The 18,378-nt window shown below is 35.9% G+C and carries 15 protein-coding genes; all 15 read left to right on the forward strand.

The genetic code is table 11. The features are described from left to right. Positions 1–68 precede the first annotated feature (68 nt). The 15 genes from I589_RS14255 (at position 69) to I589_RS14325 (ending at position 18,271) form a co-directional block, all read left to right on the forward strand. A complete protein-coding gene (locus I589_RS14255; RefSeq protein ID WP_010766998.1) occupies positions 69–587 on the forward strand; it encodes a hypothetical protein in 519 nt (172 codons plus the stop codon). A 169-nt stretch (positions 588–756) separates the two neighbouring features. Further along, positions 757–1,491, forward strand: a complete 735-nt coding sequence (locus I589_RS14260; protein WP_010766999.1) for a glycerophosphodiester phosphodiesterase — start codon at positions 757–759, stop codon at positions 1,489–1,491. A 7-nt stretch (positions 1,492–1,498) separates the two neighbouring features. Then, positions 1,499–2,428 carry a tRNA (adenosine(37)-N6)-dimethylallyltransferase MiaA gene (gene miaA / locus I589_RS14265; protein ID WP_010767000.1) on the forward strand — a complete coding sequence of 310 codons (930 nt, stop codon included), beginning with the start codon at positions 1,499–1,501 and terminating at the stop codon, positions 2,426–2,428. A gap of 4 nt (positions 2,429–2,432) precedes the next feature. Then, positions 2,433–3,686 (forward strand): GTPase HflX, encoded by a 1,254-nt coding sequence (gene hflX / locus I589_RS14270; protein ID WP_010767001.1) that lies wholly within the window; start codon positions 2,433–2,435, stop codon positions 3,684–3,686. A 384-nt stretch (positions 3,687–4,070) separates the two neighbouring features. Further along, complete coding sequence (locus I589_RS14275) at positions 4,071–4,454, forward strand: MerR family transcriptional regulator (RefSeq protein WP_010767002.1); 384 nt, start codon at positions 4,071–4,073, stop codon at positions 4,452–4,454. Positions 4,455–4,518: 64 nt separating this feature from the next. Further along, positions 4,519–5,859, forward strand: a complete 1,341-nt coding sequence (glnA, locus tag I589_RS14280; protein ID WP_010767003.1) for a type I glutamate--ammonia ligase — start codon at positions 4,519–4,521, stop codon at positions 5,857–5,859. Positions 5,860–6,770: 911 nt separating this feature from the next. Then, positions 6,771–8,246, forward strand: a complete 1,476-nt coding sequence (locus I589_RS14285) for an AcpB/EbpR/MafR family transcriptional regulator (RefSeq protein ID WP_010767004.1) — start codon at positions 6,771–6,773, stop codon at positions 8,244–8,246. A 148-nt stretch (positions 8,247–8,394) separates the two neighbouring features. Then, positions 8,395–9,054 (forward strand): WxL domain-containing protein, encoded by a 660-nt coding sequence (locus tag I589_RS14290; RefSeq protein WP_010767005.1) that lies wholly within the window; start codon positions 8,395–8,397, stop codon positions 9,052–9,054. Continuing rightward, positions 9,041–10,087: a WxLIP family cell surface protein gene (locus tag I589_RS14295; RefSeq protein ID WP_010767006.1), complete on the forward strand. Its 1,047-nt coding sequence runs from the start codon at positions 9,041–9,043 to the stop codon at positions 10,085–10,087. Before I589_RS14290 ends, I589_RS14295 begins: the two co-directional genes overlap by 14 nt. A 14-nt stretch (positions 10,088–10,101) precedes the next feature. Then, on the forward strand, positions 10,102–10,449 hold the full coding sequence (locus I589_RS14300; RefSeq protein ID WP_010767007.1) for an EF2685/EF0750 family sortase-dependent surface protein: 348 nt from the start codon (positions 10,102–10,104) through the stop codon (positions 10,447–10,449). Further along, positions 10,436–12,517, forward strand: a complete 2,082-nt coding sequence (locus I589_RS14305; RefSeq protein ID WP_010767008.1) for a hypothetical protein — start codon at positions 10,436–10,438, stop codon at positions 12,515–12,517. Before I589_RS14300 ends, I589_RS14305 begins: the two co-directional genes overlap by 14 nt. Positions 12,518–13,056: 539 nt before the next feature. After that, positions 13,057–13,716 carry a response regulator transcription factor gene (locus I589_RS14310; protein ID WP_010767009.1) on the forward strand — a complete coding sequence of 220 codons (660 nt, stop codon included), beginning with the start codon at positions 13,057–13,059 and terminating at the stop codon, positions 13,714–13,716. 2 nt (positions 13,717–13,718) lie between these two features. Next, on the forward strand, positions 13,719–14,723 hold the full coding sequence (locus I589_RS14315) for a sensor histidine kinase (RefSeq protein WP_010767010.1): 1,005 nt from the start codon (positions 13,719–13,721) through the stop codon (positions 14,721–14,723). A gap of 270 nt (positions 14,724–14,993) precedes the next feature. Continuing rightward, a complete protein-coding gene (locus I589_RS14320) occupies positions 14,994–15,656 on the forward strand; it encodes an ABC transporter ATP-binding protein (RefSeq protein WP_010767011.1) in 663 nt (220 codons plus the stop codon). A gap of 14 nt (positions 15,657–15,670) precedes the next feature. Next, complete coding sequence (locus tag I589_RS14325; RefSeq protein ID WP_010767012.1) at positions 15,671–18,271, forward strand: ABC transporter permease; 2,601 nt, start codon at positions 15,671–15,673, stop codon at positions 18,269–18,271. Positions 18,272–18,378: the final 107 nt, after the last annotated feature.

Raw genomic sequence — 18,378 nt, forward strand, 5'->3', positions numbered from 1 at the left:
AATCTACTGTTCATGAAAAATAGAAATGTGTTACTATATAAAATAAGAGGAAAATCAGGAGGTACAGTATGTTAAGTGTTGCATTAGCAGGTTTAATAGGTGTATTAGTCGGAGCTGGGATAGTTAGTCTAGCTTTTTATCTACAGCTAAGATATCAAGAAAAAAAAGAGCTTCGCCGCCGGAGTTTAGAAAATAAAGTGAGAGAAATTGAAGTGTTAAACGAATTAAATAAGAAGGTAAATGAAATTCTTCAAAAACGAAATGTTTTATTGGAAAAATATGTCAGCTTTGATGCGTTTGACGACTGTTACATTACAATAGATGATTTTGTTTATTTACAAACTTTTACCTCACAAAATAATTTTTATTTGCCTAACTATATTCTTGAACAATTTTTTAAAAATATTGCGCATAGAAAAGTTGTTCTTTCACCAGATGAAACAGTTAAGATTGGCGGATATACTTATAAAGGCGGACGAGTTATTTTAGAGAATTTCTCTGAAGAGCTAATCGAAATGATTAATGAAAAGAAAATTCAGATGAAGCAGTTAACCAATGATCCTGTAGAGTTTTTTTCAGGTAAGTAATCGATAGAAACAACAGGTAAGAAGATAGAAATTTGATAACAAAGAGTAAATCTAAAACAAGTGTTTAGGTTTTGCTCTTTTTATTTTTAATGCAGGGATTCTTAATAGTCCTGTTCATTTCTTCTTGCTTTCAAGAATGATACAATAGAAAAGATTGGAGTGAAGGAATATGACACAAGTAATGGCACACAGAGGAAGCAGTGGTACTCGTCCAGAAAATACCTTGCCTGCGTTTTCTGAAGCAGTTCGAGCAGAGGCGGACGGCATTGAGCTAGATGTCCATTTAACTAAAGATCAAGTGCTCGTAGTCATGCATGATGAGGAAGTTGATCGAACAACTAATGGTCAAGGACGGATTCGAGAAATGACCTTAGCAGAAATAAAAACATTAAATGCTGGTTCATGGTTTGATAAAGAATTTTCTGCAGCAAGGGTTCCTACACTTAAAGAAGTACTTGATTTACTTGTCCAAAAAAATTTTCGTGGCTTTTTAAATATTGAAATTAAAACAGATAAATTTGACTATCCAGGAATTGAAGAAGCAGTCTCCTCTTTGATGATGAGTCAGCAATGGCCCTTTACACACTGGTACAGCAGTTTTAATATGAAGTCTTTAGAAAAAATGCATCATCTTGAGCCAGATACACAGTTAGATTATATTATGGGAACGGCTGAATCAAAGGTGAAACAAGCGTTAGAACGATCCTTTATTGAGGGAATTCATCCTAAAATTAATTGGATAAGAGAATCAGAAGCTTCTTTTTTAAGTTTCCCAAAGGCTGTTCGGCCGTGGACAATCAATGAAAGTGATGACATGCTTGCATGTTTTGAACAAAACCTGACAGGGATTATTACAGACTTCCCAGAGAAGGCAGTTCGTCTTCGCAGAGGGATGAAAAAATAGGAGAATTATGGAAAAAATAATTGTTATTGTTGGTCCAACGGCTGTTGGGAAAACAAGTCTAAGTATTCAATTAGCAAAGCATTTTCAAGGCGAAATCATCAGTGGAGACTCCATGCAAATTTATCGAGGGCTGGACATTGGAACAGCCAAGGTAACGGTGAAAGAAATGCAAGGAATTGCGCATCATCTTATTGATATTCGGGAGAAAGAGGAGTCATATTCTGTTGCCGAATTTCAAAAAGAAGCAAGACAGCATATAAAAAACATTCAGAGCAGAGGGAATATTCCTATTATAGCTGGGGGAACGGGGCTTTATATCCAAGCCTTACTTTATGATTATAAGCTAGGTGCCACAAGCGAGGAGGATGAAACAGACTCCCGATTGATTCGAGAATCCTACGAAAGCTTTGCTGAAAATAATGGCAATGAGGCGCTTTGGCAAAAGCTTGTCTCTGTTGATCCATTAGCAGCAGAAAAAATTCATCAGAATAACCGTCGAAAAGTGATTCGTGCACTTGAAGTGTTTGAACGAACTGGAAAAAGTATTTTCGCGCCTGAAAAAATACCTGAAAAACGGTATGATGCCTTTATTATTGGACTAAATACTGATCGTGAGGTGTTATATCAAAGAATTAATCAGCGGGTAGACGAGATGATGACCAAGGATTTGGTAGAGGAAGCAAGAAGTTTATTTGAGCATCCTGATACGCAGGCAGCAAAAGCGATTGGTTATAAAGAACTGTTTGGCTATCTTGCTGGCAATGAGTCAATAGAAACAGCAGTAGAATCGATTAAACAAAACTCGCGTCGGTATGCAAAGCGTCAGCTTACTTGGTTTCGAAACAAGATGGATGTTCATTGGTTTGATTTAGTGAAGCACCCTGAAGAAATCAAAGAAATAGAAACACAGGTACAAAAATGGTTACAAGAGGGGTGAAACGATGGAGAAACCACAGGAAAAAGTCATTATTGTTGGTGTAGAAACCGATGAAAATACAAAAAATTTCCAAGAATCAATGGAGGAGTTAAAAAGTTTAACCAAGACTGCCAATGGAGAAGTTGTCTACTCGGTGACTCAAAAACGAAAACAGGTTGATAGACAAACGCTGATTGGAAAAGGCAAATTAGAAGAATTAGTTCAGCTTGCGGATGCCTACGAAGCAGATTTGATTATCTTTAATCATGAATTGTCTCCGAGACAAAGTCAGCTTATCAATGACGCAATTGGGTTGCCGGTGATTGACCGAGTGCAGCTGATATTAGATATTTTTGCGATGCGTGCACGCTCAAAAGAGGGAAAACTTCAAGTGGCGCTTGCGCAGTTAAATTATTTACTTCCTCGATTAGTTGGACAAGGGAAAGCTTTGTCACGATTAGGTGGGGGAATAGGGACAAGAGGTCCAGGGGAAACCAAACTGGAAACGGATAGACGACACATCCGAAATAAGATTACTGTAATTAAGCGAGAATTAAAGGAAGTTTCTGCTCATCGCCAACGAAATAGGCAAAAGAGAAAGCAAGCAGATGTTTTTCAAATTGGACTGATTGGTTATACGAATGCAGGAAAATCAACACTCTTGAACCTGTTGACTAATGGGGAGACCTATGCAAAAGACCAGTTATTCGCTACATTGGATCCTTTAACGAAGAAATGGCGGCTACCAGAAGGGCTTGAGGTCACCTTAACCGATACAGTTGGTTTTATCCAAGACTTGCCTACACAGTTAATTGACGCGTTTCATTCAACTTTGGAAGAAAGTAAAGAAATGAATTTGCTTTTACATGTAGTTGATGCAAGTGCAGAAGATCGCATTCAGCAAGAAGCAACTGTTATGCAGCTGATTGAAGAGCTTCAGTTGAACCAACTTCCTATTTTAACGGTTTATAATAAAGCAGATCAGATAGAAGAAGATCAGTTTACCCCAACGTTGTTTCCAAATGTGTTGATTAGTGCAAGAAGCCAAGAAGGAAAACAGGCAGTAACAAAAGCAATCCGTCTGCAGCTGATGGAGCTAATGGAGCCTTACGCCTTAGAAATTCCTAGTCACGAAGGACAAGAATTAAATGAAATAAAGAGAAAAACATTTGTCTTTTCTGAAGAATATGAGGAGCAAACCAATGACTATGCAATAAAAGGATTTGCTATGAAGAATTCACGTTGGGTTCGCAAAACAGAGGACAGAGAGTTTTTTTAAGCTTCCTTGCTTTATCGAGTGGGAAGTAAAGTAATCCCGTATTTTTTTTGATGATGCAATTGTTGAAAAATAGAAAAAATGAATCCAGAAGTATGCTTATCAATGCTTGAACGTCAGAGTACCTAGCTGGCATTAAGTAGATAGATTGCTTCTGGATTTTTTTCTTTAAAAAAGGTTATCTTTATTTTGGATCATTCAGGCTTGAATTCAAGCTATTTCCGAACGTTCGGGTGAAAATGGTATAGGCATATTTAAAAAAACTTTTATTCATGTTAGAAAACCTTACATATGGGGTTGACAGGCTTTTTTTGAACTGCTATTCTTACACTAACTTAAAAAAAGCGTTACTTTTTTAAGAAAAAAGGGTCAAGAGAGGGGATTAAGATGCGAGAAAAAGAACTACGACGTTCCATGTCCGTATTTCCTATAGGTACAGTGATGAAGCTAACTGATTTATCTGCCCGACAGATTCGGTATTATGAAGAGCAGGATCTCATTCATCCTGAACGTAGTGAAGGAAATCGCCGAATGTATTCTCTCAACGATATTGATACCTTGCTTGAGATTAAGGATTATCTATCTGATGGATTAAATATGGCTGGGATTAAACGAGTATATGAGATGAAGCTATCAGAAGAGAAAGCCGCAAAGAAAAAGAATCAGCCGTTAACAGATGGTGATGTTCGTCGTATCCTACACGATGAAATGTTAGCACAAGGCGGATTCGGCCAGCAAAGTCCATTTCAATCAAACAGTGCACGACTTTAGTGCGCATTGATTGTGGAAATAAAAAATGAATAAATAAATGAAGTGTGAGGAAGGGAATTTAATTATGGCAAAAGAAGCAAAGACAGCAGCAGAGATAAAACATATCGCAGATGAAGAAAATGTCCGATTTCTACGTTTAATGTTTACCGACATCATGGGAACCATTAAAAATGTTGAAGTTCCAGTAAGTCAGTTAGACAAAGTACTAGACAACAAGATGATGTTTGACGGCTCTTCCATTGAAGGATTTGTCCGTATTGAAGAAAGTGATATGTACCTATACCCAGATTTATCTACTTGGATGATCTTCCCTTGGGAAAGTGATCATGGAAAAGTTGCACGCTTGATTTGCGATATCTATAATCCAGATGGGACGCCATTTGCTGGAGATCCTCGCGGGAATCTAAAACGCGCATTGAAAGATATGAAAGAACTAGGATTTTCACAATTTAACTTAGGACCTGAACCAGAATTTTTCCTTTTCAAATTAGATGAGAATGGCGAAATCACACTTGATTTAAACGATCGTGGCGGATACTTTGATTTTGCACCGACAGATTTGGGTGAAACTTGTCGTCGTGATATTGTCTTGGAATTAGAAAGTCTAGGATTTGAAGTAGAAGCTTCTCACCATGAAGTTGCTCCTGGGCAACATGAAATTGATTTTAAATATGCAGATGTGATTGATGCGTGTGACAACATTCAAACCTTCAAACTAGTAGTGAAAACCATTGCTAGAAAACATGGTCTTCATGCAACCTTCATGCCTAAGCCTTTATTTGGTATTAACGGTTCAGGCATGCACTGCAACATGTCTTTATTTACTGAGGAAGGAAATGCCTTCTACGACGCAGATGGTGAGATGGGCTTAAGTAAGACAGCTTATCATTTCTTAGCAGGATTATTGGAGCATGCGCGTTCTTATACCGCTGTTTGTAATCCAACGGTCAACTCATACAAACGTTTAGTACCTGGCTATGAAGCTCCTGTCTACGTGGCATGGAGTGGGCATAACCGTTCGCCTTTAGTACGTGTACCTGAGTCTCGTGGTTTATCTACACGTTTAGAATTGCGTTCTGTTGATCCATCAGCAAATCCATATTTAACTATGGCTGTATTACTGCAAGCAGGGTTAGATGGTATTCGTAATGAGTTAACACCGCCTCCTGCTGTAGACCGCAATATTTATGTGATGAATGAAGAAGAACGTGAAGCAGCACAAATCAAAGACTTACCATCAACCATTCATAATGCTATAAAAGAATTAAGAAAAGACCCAGTGATGATTGATGCGTTAGGCCAACACATTTATTCGAACTTTGTCGAAGCAAAACGAATGGAATGGGCAGCCTTCCGTCAAACCGTTTCAGAATGGGAAAGAGAACAATATCTAGAGCTGTATTAATTAGTAGGTTAAACCGCTACGAGCTGGGGCTTGTAGCGGTTTTTTTATAATTTTAGTAGATTTTAAACACTAAAGGAATTGAGGAAAACAAGCGTATTATAGGTAAGAGGAAGTAGCATTAGCGATAAATACCCTTTGATATACTGAATAAAAGCTACCAACGATTATTAATCGAAAGGAATTTTTATGTCAAACGATGATAAAAATTTAGCGACTATTGGAATTAAAAGAGAATAAGTAAATGAAGTACACAAATATAGACATCTAACCAAGAGGTAGGGGTGGCTATAAGAAAGAGGATCAAAATAGAATGAATAGAACAAGTATTCGGATTATCAAAATAGATGAAAAGTATGAAAAAGTAATTCATGGATGAAAATAGTAAATAGTGCTAAGATACCAAGTGAAAGAAGGAACTAGTAAATTTCTGTTAAAGCCTTTCTCTATATCCATTTTACGCTGAGAAATCAGACAATATTGAAAAATTTTGAATTAATACTTAGGAAGTGAAGACTTATTTTTTTTAAATATTTTACGAGAAGGAATAGCATCTGAAAAAAGAGTCTATTTTAAAAATAGTAGCTGTCATGATTGGTTTAATCAGATTGAGAGTTCTCTTTGTTTTGACTCATGTATTAAATCTAAATACCAGTCTGATATTTTTTCTAGTTTCTTTTTTGAAGTGTTTATTCATGGGGAGAACCTATTGTTTATTGAAGGAAAATTCGGTACGTTACATTGTTGGCAATAGTTATTTTAATACTTTCTTGTTGTATATATTTATAGTCTAAAACTGAACAATTTTGTATGAAAATAAATGAGAAACAGATTATAATAATGGACTTCTTCCCAACAAAAAGAGTACGTCATGTGATTAATCAAGAAATCAGAACGATTTGGGGTAGGAAATAATGCAAACATTTTTGACTAAAACATCAATGAAAAAAGTGATTTTGTTCGATTATTTATTGGAAAAAAACGGGTGGTGTACATTAAAGGAATTGCAAACCACACTCAAAGTGACAGGAAAATCCATTTTACATTACATAAAAGAATTGACAAAATTATTTGAAATTTATGGCGATAAAATAATCCTGATAAATGAGGAAAATAAAAGATTTTGTTTGAAAAAAGAAGAGGATTTTCCATCTTATGAAGTCTATCTTCATTTTTATAAAGGCTCCTATAATTATCAGTTGATTGATTTTATGTATCTTTACCCTGAAAAATCATTAAAGGATTTCGCAGAAAGTCAATTTACAAGTATATCCACAGTTTTTCGCTATGCAAAATTACTAGATCCTTTTTTTAGACGTTATCAGATTGATTTTCAGCCGTATCGATTACATTTAGATGCAAAGGAAAAAAATATTCGTTGCTTTTACTATTATTTTTATTGGAATTCTACACATGGTAATGGAGAAAGTTGGCCATTTCGTAGTGAGCTAAGCATGATAAAAAGGTACATGGAGAGCTTTGAAAATCATTATAAAATAAAGTTTGAACCGCTTCAACAGCGGATATTTTCCTATTGGCTAGCCATCATTTTAGAAAGGAGCCGTCTTACGAATATCTCAATTGCTGTTGATATTAAGACGGTCATTAATTTAGATCCCTATTTTCAGCTTTTGGAAAAATGGCATGCCGAATCTGACATGACTTTAAGTGAAAATGAGTTGTATTTTCTTTACCAAGTTATCTACTCATTTGGGATTATTGATGGTAATAGCTGCTATGAAAATAGCTATGCAATGGCACACAAACAGCAGATTACTTGTTCCTATCAAGCTGTTGAGAATCTGGCCGCTGTTTTAGAAAAAAAGTTCCACTTTCATTTAACAATGACAGATCAAGAGCTCTTGTTCAATTTTATTGCTTTTCACGAGCGTAGTAGGCTTTTTTATGGAAATACTGATCTTTTTTTTAACCGTTCCTATAGAGAAGAAGTTCAAGTAGAGACCCCTAAAAAATACCATCTAATGGAATCTCTTCATGAGACATTAAAACAGAAGGCGGATAAGAAGTTAGCTAGTGTGTTAGAAAATTGGGAACAACTTTTTTTAAGTTATTATTTTGTACTAGATTACTATGATTTGTTTGTAAGCTGTTATAAGCCATTGAAGATATTGATTCAAGATGATTTGCATCATACTCATCGTTTATGGCTGATGGACAAAATTAATACATACTTTGGTCATTCCTATACCTTCGCGTTTTATGATTACAAAACCAAGACTTCAGAAGTTGATTTAGTTGTATCGAATTATTATTTTAACACAGGTGAGACTCCTTTGGTTTTAATGAAAAATATTCCTACAGAGCGCAATTGGCGACAATTTGGAGAGCTAATTTATCGTTTAACGAATCAAAAAGACACATTTGCTTAATCAGCATATGTGTTTTTTTGCACAGATGAATGAACCTTAAATTTTTTTCCAAAATCAGGAAAAATTTCGAACTAGAAAAAGCTTATTGCCCATGGGAAAATTGTCCTAGGTCAGATTAGGCCAATTATTATTTAGGAGGAATTATAAAATGAAAAAAACAATGATTACTACTGCTGCTTTTGGTTTATTGGCAATGAGTACGACAAGTCTGTCTGTCTTTGCCAGTGAGCTTACAGATGTCACAAATAAAACGGATGTCACATTGACAGCCGGATCAGGAGAAGATGTTGATCCAGTCGTTCCAGACGACACACACGATGATGATCCAAGTACTGGTGATACTGGTGCGCTTTCGATTCCTTACGCATCGAATATCACATTTGGTCAACAAGAAATCAAGCAAGGAGATACAGATTACTTTGCGCTAAACAAAAAACCTCATGTACAAGTTAATGATACCCGAGGTGGGGCAAAGGGATGGATACTTGGTGTAACAATCTCACCATTCGTGGGTGAAAACGGCAAAGAATTAATCGGTGCGAAAATGTCGCTGACTAATGGGAAAATTACTACAAAAGACAACCAATCAACAGCCCCAGAACTAGCAGAAAATTCCTTTGAATTAAATGAAGAATATCAAGATGTTGTGAGAGCTAAGAAAGGTCAAGGTGCGGGAGCCTTCGCGGCGGTTTTTGAAGGGAAAGATGGGGAAAATGAAAATGTCAAACTTCATGTACCGCGAGCAGGTGTTGAAGCGCAAAGCTACACAGCAGATTTAACGTGGGTGTTGACTGATGCGCCAGCATAAGGAGCTAGGAGGACGTGAGAAGAAATTTTCCCTCTTTTTTATTTATGCACTTTGCCTGATTGTTCTTGTTTTTCCTGCAAAAATTTTTGCCGCATCCGAAGAAACAAAGAATAATATTTCTTTTGATGCACAAGCGGTTTTACCAGATAATCAGCAATCAGAAGCAAGCTATTATGATTTGAAAGTCCAGTCAGGAGCAACTCAGGATCTGATTCTCAAGTTGCGTAATACTAGTACAACTCAAATCAAAGTAAAAATTGAAGCAAATAATGCCGTTACAAATCAAAATGGTTCAATTGATTATTCTCAGCATGGCACTAAACTGATTGGCGGTCCATCATTTGAGAATCTGGTTTCTGAGTCACAAACAGTTATTCTACAGCCGAAAGAGGATCGAGAGGTACACTTTCAATTAAATATTCCTGAAGAAGGATTCGATGGAGTGGTTTTAGGTGGTTTTTATTGTTATGAGGACACCAAAGAAGAGGACCAAAAGGAAAAAGGGTTTAGTTTGAAAAATAAATTTGCATATACCATTGGAGTAAAACTTAGCTGTTCAGATAAAAAAATTAAACAGAACTTAACGTTAAAAAAGGTAACACCAGGGCTAGATAACGGTTATTTAGCAGTATTTGCTGATATGGAAAATTTGCAGCCGGTTCTTATGAGTAAACTGGACATGCATGTAACGGTTACTAAAAAAGGACAAAAGGATGTACTGAAGGTGCTAGATAAAAAAATTTCGTTTGCACCGCGTACCAACTTTCACTTGCCAATTAGCTGGAACAATGATCCTCTTAAAAAGGGGAAATACGAATTAACGATGCATCTAACAGATGATAAAGGGAAAAAATGGTTATTTCAAAAAGATTTTGAAATCAAAGAGGCAGATGAAAAATTGAATGAGCAAGCAGTAGAAGTAAAAAAATCCCATAATTATACTTGGTTGCTCTATTTGATGAGTATTGTATCCTTAGGAATCATTCTTGGTTTAATCACTTATATTTACAAATTGAAACGTAAAAAAAATTAGAGCGGAGGGAGAAAATGAAAAAAGTTATTAGTCTCTTTCTAGTTGTGATAGTACTTGGAATTCCTATATCAGCGTCGGCGGCTGAACAAGTCAAAAGTGAAGCTAGGATTACATTTTATCAACCTAGTAACAAAAATCAAACGATACCGATGGAAAAAGTATTAATGAAGAATTCCCAAAATGCTGGATCTCAGCTGAGGGATAGTGATACGAGTTCAGGTTCTAAAATGTTCCCAAAGACAAATGAAGAAAAATCTTTTTTATTAGTAGAAATTGGCTTGTTGATTCTGGGGTTGGTTTCCTTTATAGCTATTACTAAGAATAAGCTGAATGATAAGGGGATATCAAATGAAAAAGCATAGCTATATATCCATTTTACTACTGTTAGTTGGCGGTATTTTTTTGGGAGCTGCTAGGGTGGAAGCGGCTCCCAGACCGCTAACAGATTTAGAATACTTTCATTGGGCTAATCAATCCGTGACACCAGCTGAAAACACTTTTGTCATGCATTATGGGGAAAATACGACTGTTGAACTGCTTGAAGGGGACGGCGATTTGGATTATTTAACGGTTGATCACAATACGAATAAAAGTAAAGCGTTAGTGAAAAATGTAGGCTTTTATGAAGGAAAGGAAGTAAGCTTATTAGTAACATTGGAACGAAATAAAAGCAGCTTGGATGGTGGTTCTATTGGCTTCACAAAAGGTTATTTTTTGGGGATTACAATCAAAGGGGAAATGATTGTTACTTATGATTTTGTTGATAATACTGGGCGGCCAATCACGATAAAAACTGCATTTAATTATTATGGCTTAAATCATAATAAATATATTGGCTACAAAAATCCTGGTTCTACTATTGATTCGTTATATGCTGAAAACCCGACACATATTCTTTATGATACTTGGGATGGAGATGACGATGATCACTGGTTATATTTAAAGAATATCACACCAGGAATTCCTTGGAGGGATCCACGTCAGCGTTTTGAAATGACAACACATGCTGTTTCTAATGTTACGTTTGTCGTGCACAATAATGATGTGACTCCTTCGTCAATCGTCTATTTTACAGATTTTTTAGCCAAACCAGAATTTCCATCTGCGTATGCGGTGAATTCGAGCTTTGAGAGTGCAAATAAGAATGTGTACTTAAAAGCTAAGCAGACGATTCCAAATGTTGATCAATGGCAGAAACCTACTCAAATGACAATCAATGTCAATCTGGAACAGGTGAGTCAAACGAGACAATATGCGTTTGATAAAGTACTTATTACTAATTTCAATGGGGATGATCTGACAGAGTTATTTTCTAGCCAATCAGATGAGAAAAACGTTCAAATTATAGCTAAGAACCCAACAGACAGCCGTCTATATGATACTATCCTTCAATATAAAATCTATTTGAAATGGATGGGGACAGAAAATCCAGTAAATACTGCAATTGTTTCAGATGGAAGTTTATCCTTGCCATTTGATGTAGAGACCATTTTAGACGGACACCATTTAGAAAAAAATGCAGCTTCATCAATTATTAATTATCTTGGAAAAGAAACTACTGTTTTTTTAAATGAACAGGATAATCTGGTTCATGATTCGATAACAAAATTTGGAGTGCTAACAACCTCTTTTGATTTATCTGATGATTATCCAGAAGTACCTGGATATGAACCAATCAAGGAAAAGAAGCAAGACAAAGGTATCTTCTTACCTGAAGAACAAACAATCATTCATCGCTATCGTGAAAAAAGAAAGTTACAATTTGAATTAATCGATAAGGACAATCCTCTGTTCGTTTCACGTTTTACAAATAAGCGGAAGCTTACTTTTTCATTTACTCATGATAAATCAACGAGTGTTTCGGTGATAGCGCAATGTGGAACAGAAGAAAGGGAGCTTAAGAAATACTCAGCTATACCTGAAAAAGTTAATGACAGTCTTATGTTTAAATTTCCTGAAAAATGGTTAGATCAAGAGGTATTTTTCTATGTAAAAGATGATAACAATCAAGAATCTGATAAAGAGAGTAGAATTATTGAGAAAGAATCTGGTCCGAAACTCATTATTCCTAATACAATTAGTTTCGGTGAAAATAGGATCCCAGCGATGGATAGAGTAATTTCTGCGACTACTGAGGAAGACTTTCAAGTCGAAGATAAAAGTAAACTAGACAAGAGTTGTTGGACAGTTAAGGTGAAAGAAGAGCAGCCGTTAACAAACGAAGAAGGACAGATACTTTCACAGAGATTAGCTTACCATAATCAGGATCAACACATTCAAATTAATGGAGGCAATCAAACTATTTGGCAAGGGAGCGGTAGCATAAGTGCTAATTTGGCAGGGGGTCTGCAGTTAACAATTTGCCCTTCCGACGTAGTTGGCACATATAATGGGGTATTGTGCTGGTCACTTGAGGATGCACCTGAATAAATATTTGGAGAGTGTAGAAATATAAATAAGCAATCCGTTTGTAGAGGGTGAGCTATAACTATCTAAGTTGTGGCTCACCCTTGTAACATTTTAATGAACCGAGGAGAAGTAACTCATCTTCTGTGAATAGAATACGAGAGAGCAGCAGGTTACACAAATAAGCTGAAATTGCGCCTCTCTGTTTGATTTGCAGAGCTCACTCCTTCTAGCCTTACCTCAACGTATGAATAAAATTAAAGAGCTTAAATTAAATTTTTAAAAAGGAAGATTTATTTGTCTCATAATCATTTTATTTCGTGCATCATTAGTTAAAAAAATTCCTTTTAATTTCATTTTTTGTGAGGAGAGATTCATCAAGGGTGTTCGATCAAAAGTGATATGATTCTAATAGAATAGACACTAAAAAATAAAAAGATGATAGCCGATTAATATGAAAAATTAACTAAGGTAGTCTCAATCTTCCTAGAAAGAGGTTTACGGAAAATCTAATATCAAGTAGACTATAAAAAAGAATGTGTGAATGATAAGGAAGTGAAGAGTTGGCGAAAATTGGGATTGTAGAAGACGATCGATTGTTGCAAGAAGCGCTGGATATTTTATTTAAGAAAGAAGGATTTGAGGTTCTGCATGCTTTTTCCTGTAGAGAAGGAATCGACCTGCTGAAAAGTCAACCAGATATACTGTTGTTAGATATTAATTTACCTGACGGCCTAGGGTTTCAAGTATGTGAACGAGCAAAAGATATTCCTGTGTTGTTTCTAACCGCGCGTGATGATGAAGTAGACATGATTGAAGCCTATGATCAGGGATGTGAGGACTATATTGTAAAGCCTTTTTCTACAGAAGTATTAAAGAAAAAAATTCAAGTTGTTTTACGAAGAAATGCAGGACTATCTGACAGTTTTCACTATCTTACACTCTCTATTAACTATAAGAAAAAACAAGTGACACAACAAGGGGAGCTTGTTCAGTTGACTGCCAAAGAGTTCCAACTACTGGAATACCTAACAAAAAATGTAGGACAAGTCGTTTCCAAAGAGGCAATTTTACAAAAAGTTTGGGATTTAGAAGGATCGTTTGTAGGCGAAAATACGGTGAGTGTTACTATTAATCGATTAAGAAAGAAAATAGAAGTGGATGCCTTACAAACCCAATATATAAAAAATATATTTGGTATGGGGTATATTTTTGGAGAATAAACATGAAAAAAAACGGGTTAAATATTCCTAGCTATACAATCATTCAATGTCTGATTGCCCTAGCAATCATGGGATTTGCACTGACTCAAATAAAAGAACTTTCAGCAAAACTGGTGATTTTTGGTATACTAGGACTTTACTTTCTAAGTTCGTTGCTTGAAAGAAGACGATATGAAAAAAAACTGGTAGAGGTATCCATCTATATTCGAGAAATATTTGATGGAATTACAGAGCATAAAACATTTCGTGACACAGATGACTTATTATCAAAAATAGTTGAGCAGCTTCAACGTCTGGAAGAAATGATGAGTGGAACAAAACAAAAAATTATTGCTGACCGAGATAATATGCAAGCACTCATTACAGAAATTGCCCATCAATTGAGGACGCCGTTAGTGAACATAAAAACCTATCTAGATATTTTAGAACTTCCAGAGCTTACAGAAAATGAAGAAAAACAAGCGCTTCAAGCATTGGATTTTTCTCAACAAAAACTCACATTTTTAGTCGAAAGCTTTATTAAGATTTCTAGGTTTGAAAACAAGCTGATTCAGATTAAGAAGAAAGAAACAAATGTGAAGGAAACTGTTGTTGAAGCGATGTTTCAAGTACATAAACAAGCGCACGAAAAACAAATTGACCTTTCACTTGATGCAAAGGAAGCAATTGTCCTTTCTCATGATAAAAACTGGTTAGCAGAGGCTATTTATAACGTGTTGGACAACAGTGTAAAGTATTCTCCGGAAGAGTCAAAGATTGACCTAGCTTTATCTGAAAATGATTTATTTGTCCAATTATTTATAAGAGATTATGGGATTGGAATTGAAAAAGGGGAAGAGCCAAAAATTTACCAACGCTTCTATCGAGGAAAAAGAGTGACAACAGAGGAAGGCTTTGGGGTTGGTTTGTATTTAACCAGAGAAATTATTAACCAGCACGGGGGACTCATCAAGGTAAAACGAGAAGAGCCAGGACTCAGCGTGTCGATAATTTTAAATAAACGGTGAAAGTGGTCGGGACTTGTTCAGTTCCTAGAACAGGTACTGTGCATCATCAGAAGCAATAATTTATGTGATTTAAAGTGATTGTAAGAAGTACTTCTGTTCACGCCGTTTATTAAGCGTTCACGAGGGTGGGACATAACTTAGATAGTTATGTCCCCCCTCGCCTTTTTTTAATAAAAATGATTATTTTATTTCTGTCAGTTTGTTAGGAGTTTGTTAGAATTGATCATTATACTGAATTTAGTCAAATAAAATAGTAAGGATAAGGTGAATATGAATCTATTAAAGACAATGAACTTAACAAAAATTTATGGCGAAGACGAAACACAAGTGCATGCACTAAATGAGGTGACGATTGAAATAGAAGAAGGCGAATTCGTAGCAATTGTTGGGAGCTCAGGAAGTGGAAAGAGTACTCTTTTGAACATGTTAGGCGGACTAGATACCCCCTCAAGTGGAGAAGTTTATGTTCGAAACAATGAATTGAGCCAACTAAGCAATGAGGAGCTCACCATTTTTCGCAGAAGAAATATAGGGTTTGTCTTTCAAAATTATAATTTGGTTCCTATCTTGAATGTCTACGAAAATATTACACTGCCATTGAAGTTGGACGGAGTGGCTGTAGATGAAGCATTTCTTTCGTTAATTACGAATAAACTGCAGCTTCAACAAAAATTAGAACAAATGCCGAATACTCTTTCGGGGGGACAACAGCAAAGAGTGGCGATTGCACGAGCATTAATAACAAAGCCTGCAATTATCTTAGCAGATGAGCCTACTGGAAATCTTGACTCAAAAAATGGGTTGGAAGTTATCAGTCTATTGAAAAGTTCAGCACATGAGTTTCATCAAACGATTGCAGTGGTTACTCATAATGAGGAGATTGCTCAAATGGCTGACAGAATGATTCGAATAGAAGATGGAAAAGCTTATTAAAGGGGGCTAGGAGAATGAAGCTAAGGAATAATAATCGAACGGTTATCCGTACGTTATCAAAGGCAAATTATAAACATAATCAATCACGAAATTGGTTAATGATAGGTGCAGTAGCTACTACAGTCCTTGTATTGTTTTGTATTTTTAGTTTTATGAAGGGACGAATTGATGCAGAATACATTATGGAAGTTAGACACAATGGCGTTGCCTCCACCACTTCTTTGGATCGTCCGACCAATCTTCAAAAAAAAGAAATCGAACGGCTTTCTTATATTGATCGAACAGGTAAGGTCTATGGATTTTCAGAGGGAAAAGTGAATGGAACAAGCCGTTTTGCAGGAGTAGTTGCTGATAACACAGCTTTTGAAAAAATGTTTGTTCCGGCATATTCTGATATTCATGGAGCCTATCCAAAAAAAGAAAATGAACTGATGCTCTCCATTAGAGGACTAGAGGAGCTTGGGATAACAAATCCAACACTTGGAATGAAGATTCCTGTAGAGATTTATATGGATAAGGGAAAATCAGAGAATCGGACTTTTTTGCTAAGTGGTTTTTATACAGAGTATGTTCATCCTATAGAGGGTCCGCCTATCGGTTTTTTCTCTGAAATCTATCTGAATCATTTGGGTTTTTCAATGAACAATCCAACTAACCTACTCATTCAACAGAAAAACTGGTATCCCGGAGAAGATATAGAGCAAATGCTTTACAATGATGTGGATACAATTGATGAGATTCAGAAATTTGGTAGTGCAAATTCTGTAAGTTATAATGTGATTCGAAGAACAGTAGGTGGGTACGATATTGCCTTTTTAAGTATTGCTATTCTAATCATTTGTGTCTTTTTATTAAACTACAACGTAATGAATATTTCCGTGAGTCGCGAAATTCGTTATTATGGATTGTTAAAAACGATTGGTGCAACAAATCGTCAAATTAGAAGAACTATTTATCAACAATTTCTTAAAATATCGTTGATTGGACTGTTGATTGGTAGCGGGATAAGCTTAGTAATTATTTTAGGAATTGCCCCTAAAATACTATCAAAATACTATTTAAATAATTATGGGCTTTCTTCTCAGATGATTCAATTTGAACCGATTCTTTTAATTGGAAGTGTGGGGCTTACACTTCTCCTCTCTTTTATAAGTATTTTACTTCCTGCATATAAAGCAGGAAAAATTACGCCGATTGAATCATTAAATTATATTGGCCCTAAGACTAACAAAAAAAGAAGACGAAAGGGTCAAGAGGGGGCGAAGCTCCATTATATGGCATGGAGAAATTTATGGAGAAATAGACGAGCAACGGTATTGTCAATGTTGTCTATTTTTCTAGGACTTGGAATAGCACTAAGCTCCATTGTTGTCGTGACTTCTTTAGACTATACGAATAACTTTAAATCTTTTCCTGATTTTGAACTGGCTGCGCCGTATAGCCCAATGTTTTATTTGGATGATAAAATATTTGATGATAGTTTTGCTTCTTTAACGATGGAGGAGGCAGAGTATCTTCAAACACTTGATGGCGTAAAAAAATCAGAGGTTATCTATGGGGGATTTATTCAAGCGAATCCAGATGATAAGGCATGGGTGCCCTATTTTAAAGGTGGAACGATGATTCCCAACCTTGAATCAGAAGATGGGAAAGAACAGTTAAAGCAAATGAAAGCTTATTTTTATTCGACAATTTTAATTGTTGAGGATTCTTATTTAGATCAATTAGAAAAATATAGTGAAAAAAATCAACTTAGTTTAGACATAGAAGGTCTCCGAGCAGGAACAAGTGTCATTAGCACAGCGGGCTCTCTTTTCTCGAAAAAATTATTAGCATCCTCTATTTCAGAGATGGGGGAAGTGGTCCATTTAGATGCGAAAATTCCTAATAAGAAACCGGCAGAGAGGACTTTTGGTGGTTATGTAGATTCATCGAAAGAAGAATTTCCAGCAAAACACTATAGCTATATGCAAAATGGACCGGAGCTCATGATGAGTGAAGCAAGTTTTGATCAATTAGGTATTCAAAAACGGCCACTGGTTGTCAACTTATATGTAGAAGAAGAAAAAGAACCTTTTGTTAAAAGAAAAATAAAACGATTTATGGAACAAAAGGAAGCGGCTATCGCACCCAATGAGCGTGAAGCGAAAGTCCCTTCCGCATTTATCAACTCAGAAAGCTTAGAGGCTGCACAAGATGAGATAAGAACGATGAAAGTAGCGATGTATTCGATTAGTTTCTTGTTAATTTCATTAGGACTTGTCAATCATATGAATACGACATCAAGTAGTCTATTGAGTCGACGAAGTGAAATCGCTGTTATGGAAAGTGTGGGAATGACTAGAAAGCAGCTGAGAAAGCTTTTGATATTTGAAGGACTTTACTATAGTGGGATTGTTTCGGCGTTGTTGTGTACGCTAGGTTCAAGTAGTTTATTTCTCTTATTTAAGGTTATTCACGGGCGAATGGGGTATGCACAGTTTACATTTCCAATGATTTCTTTGCTGGTGATTGTCAGCTGTTTATTCTTAGTTTGTATAAGTATCCCACTTATTTTTTATCGACGAATGACTAATCAAAGTGTGATCGAACGATTGCGGGAAACAAACGAGTAGCGGATGTTTTTTGAAAATTTTCGTGAAACTTAACTGAGAAATCTTCTTGACATTTTGTATCATAACTTGTATTATACTGCTTGGGCACCTTTCTAAAAGGTCAGTTG

This window comes from Enterococcus phoeniculicola ATCC BAA-412 (assembly GCF_000407505.1).
GTDB lineage: Bacteria > Bacillota > Bacilli > Lactobacillales > Enterococcaceae > Enterococcus_K > Enterococcus_K phoeniculicola.

Bases quoted from the DNA above. Each gene is read 5' to 3' on its own strand.
- I589_RS14285 (WP_010767004.1), top strand. From the start codon at position 6,771: ATGCAAACATTTTTGACTAAAACATCAATGAAAAAAGTGATTTTGTTC.
- I589_RS14315 (WP_010767010.1), top strand. From the start codon at position 13,719: ATGAAAAAAAACGGGTTAAATATTCCTAGCTATACAATCATTCAATGT.
- glnA (WP_010767003.1), top strand. From the start codon at position 4,519: ATGGCAAAAGAAGCAAAGACAGCAGCAGAGATAAAACATATCGCAGAT.
- I589_RS14275 (WP_010767002.1), top strand. From the start codon at position 4,071: ATGCGAGAAAAAGAACTACGACGTTCCATGTCCGTATTTCCTATAGGT.
- hflX (WP_010767001.1), top strand. From the start codon at position 2,433: ATGGAGAAACCACAGGAAAAAGTCATTATTGTTGGTGTAGAAACCGAT.
- I589_RS14255 (WP_010766998.1), top strand. From the start codon at position 69: ATGTTAAGTGTTGCATTAGCAGGTTTAATAGGTGTATTAGTCGGAGCT.
- I589_RS14305 (WP_010767008.1), top strand. From the start codon at position 10,436: ATGAAAAAGCATAGCTATATATCCATTTTACTACTGTTAGTTGGCGGT.
- I589_RS14300 (WP_010767007.1), top strand. From the start codon at position 10,102: ATGAAAAAAGTTATTAGTCTCTTTCTAGTTGTGATAGTACTTGGAATT.
- I589_RS14295 (WP_010767006.1), top strand. From the start codon at position 9,041: ATGCGCCAGCATAAGGAGCTAGGAGGACGTGAGAAGAAATTTTCCCTC.
- I589_RS14290 (WP_010767005.1), top strand. From the start codon at position 8,395: ATGAAAAAAACAATGATTACTACTGCTGCTTTTGGTTTATTGGCAATG.
- I589_RS14325 (WP_010767012.1), top strand. From the start codon at position 15,671: ATGAAGCTAAGGAATAATAATCGAACGGTTATCCGTACGTTATCAAAG.
- I589_RS14260 (WP_010766999.1), top strand. From the start codon at position 757: ATGACACAAGTAATGGCACACAGAGGAAGCAGTGGTACTCGTCCAGAA.
- I589_RS14320 (WP_010767011.1), top strand. From the start codon at position 14,994: ATGAATCTATTAAAGACAATGAACTTAACAAAAATTTATGGCGAAGAC.
- miaA (WP_010767000.1), top strand. From the start codon at position 1,499: ATGGAAAAAATAATTGTTATTGTTGGTCCAACGGCTGTTGGGAAAACA.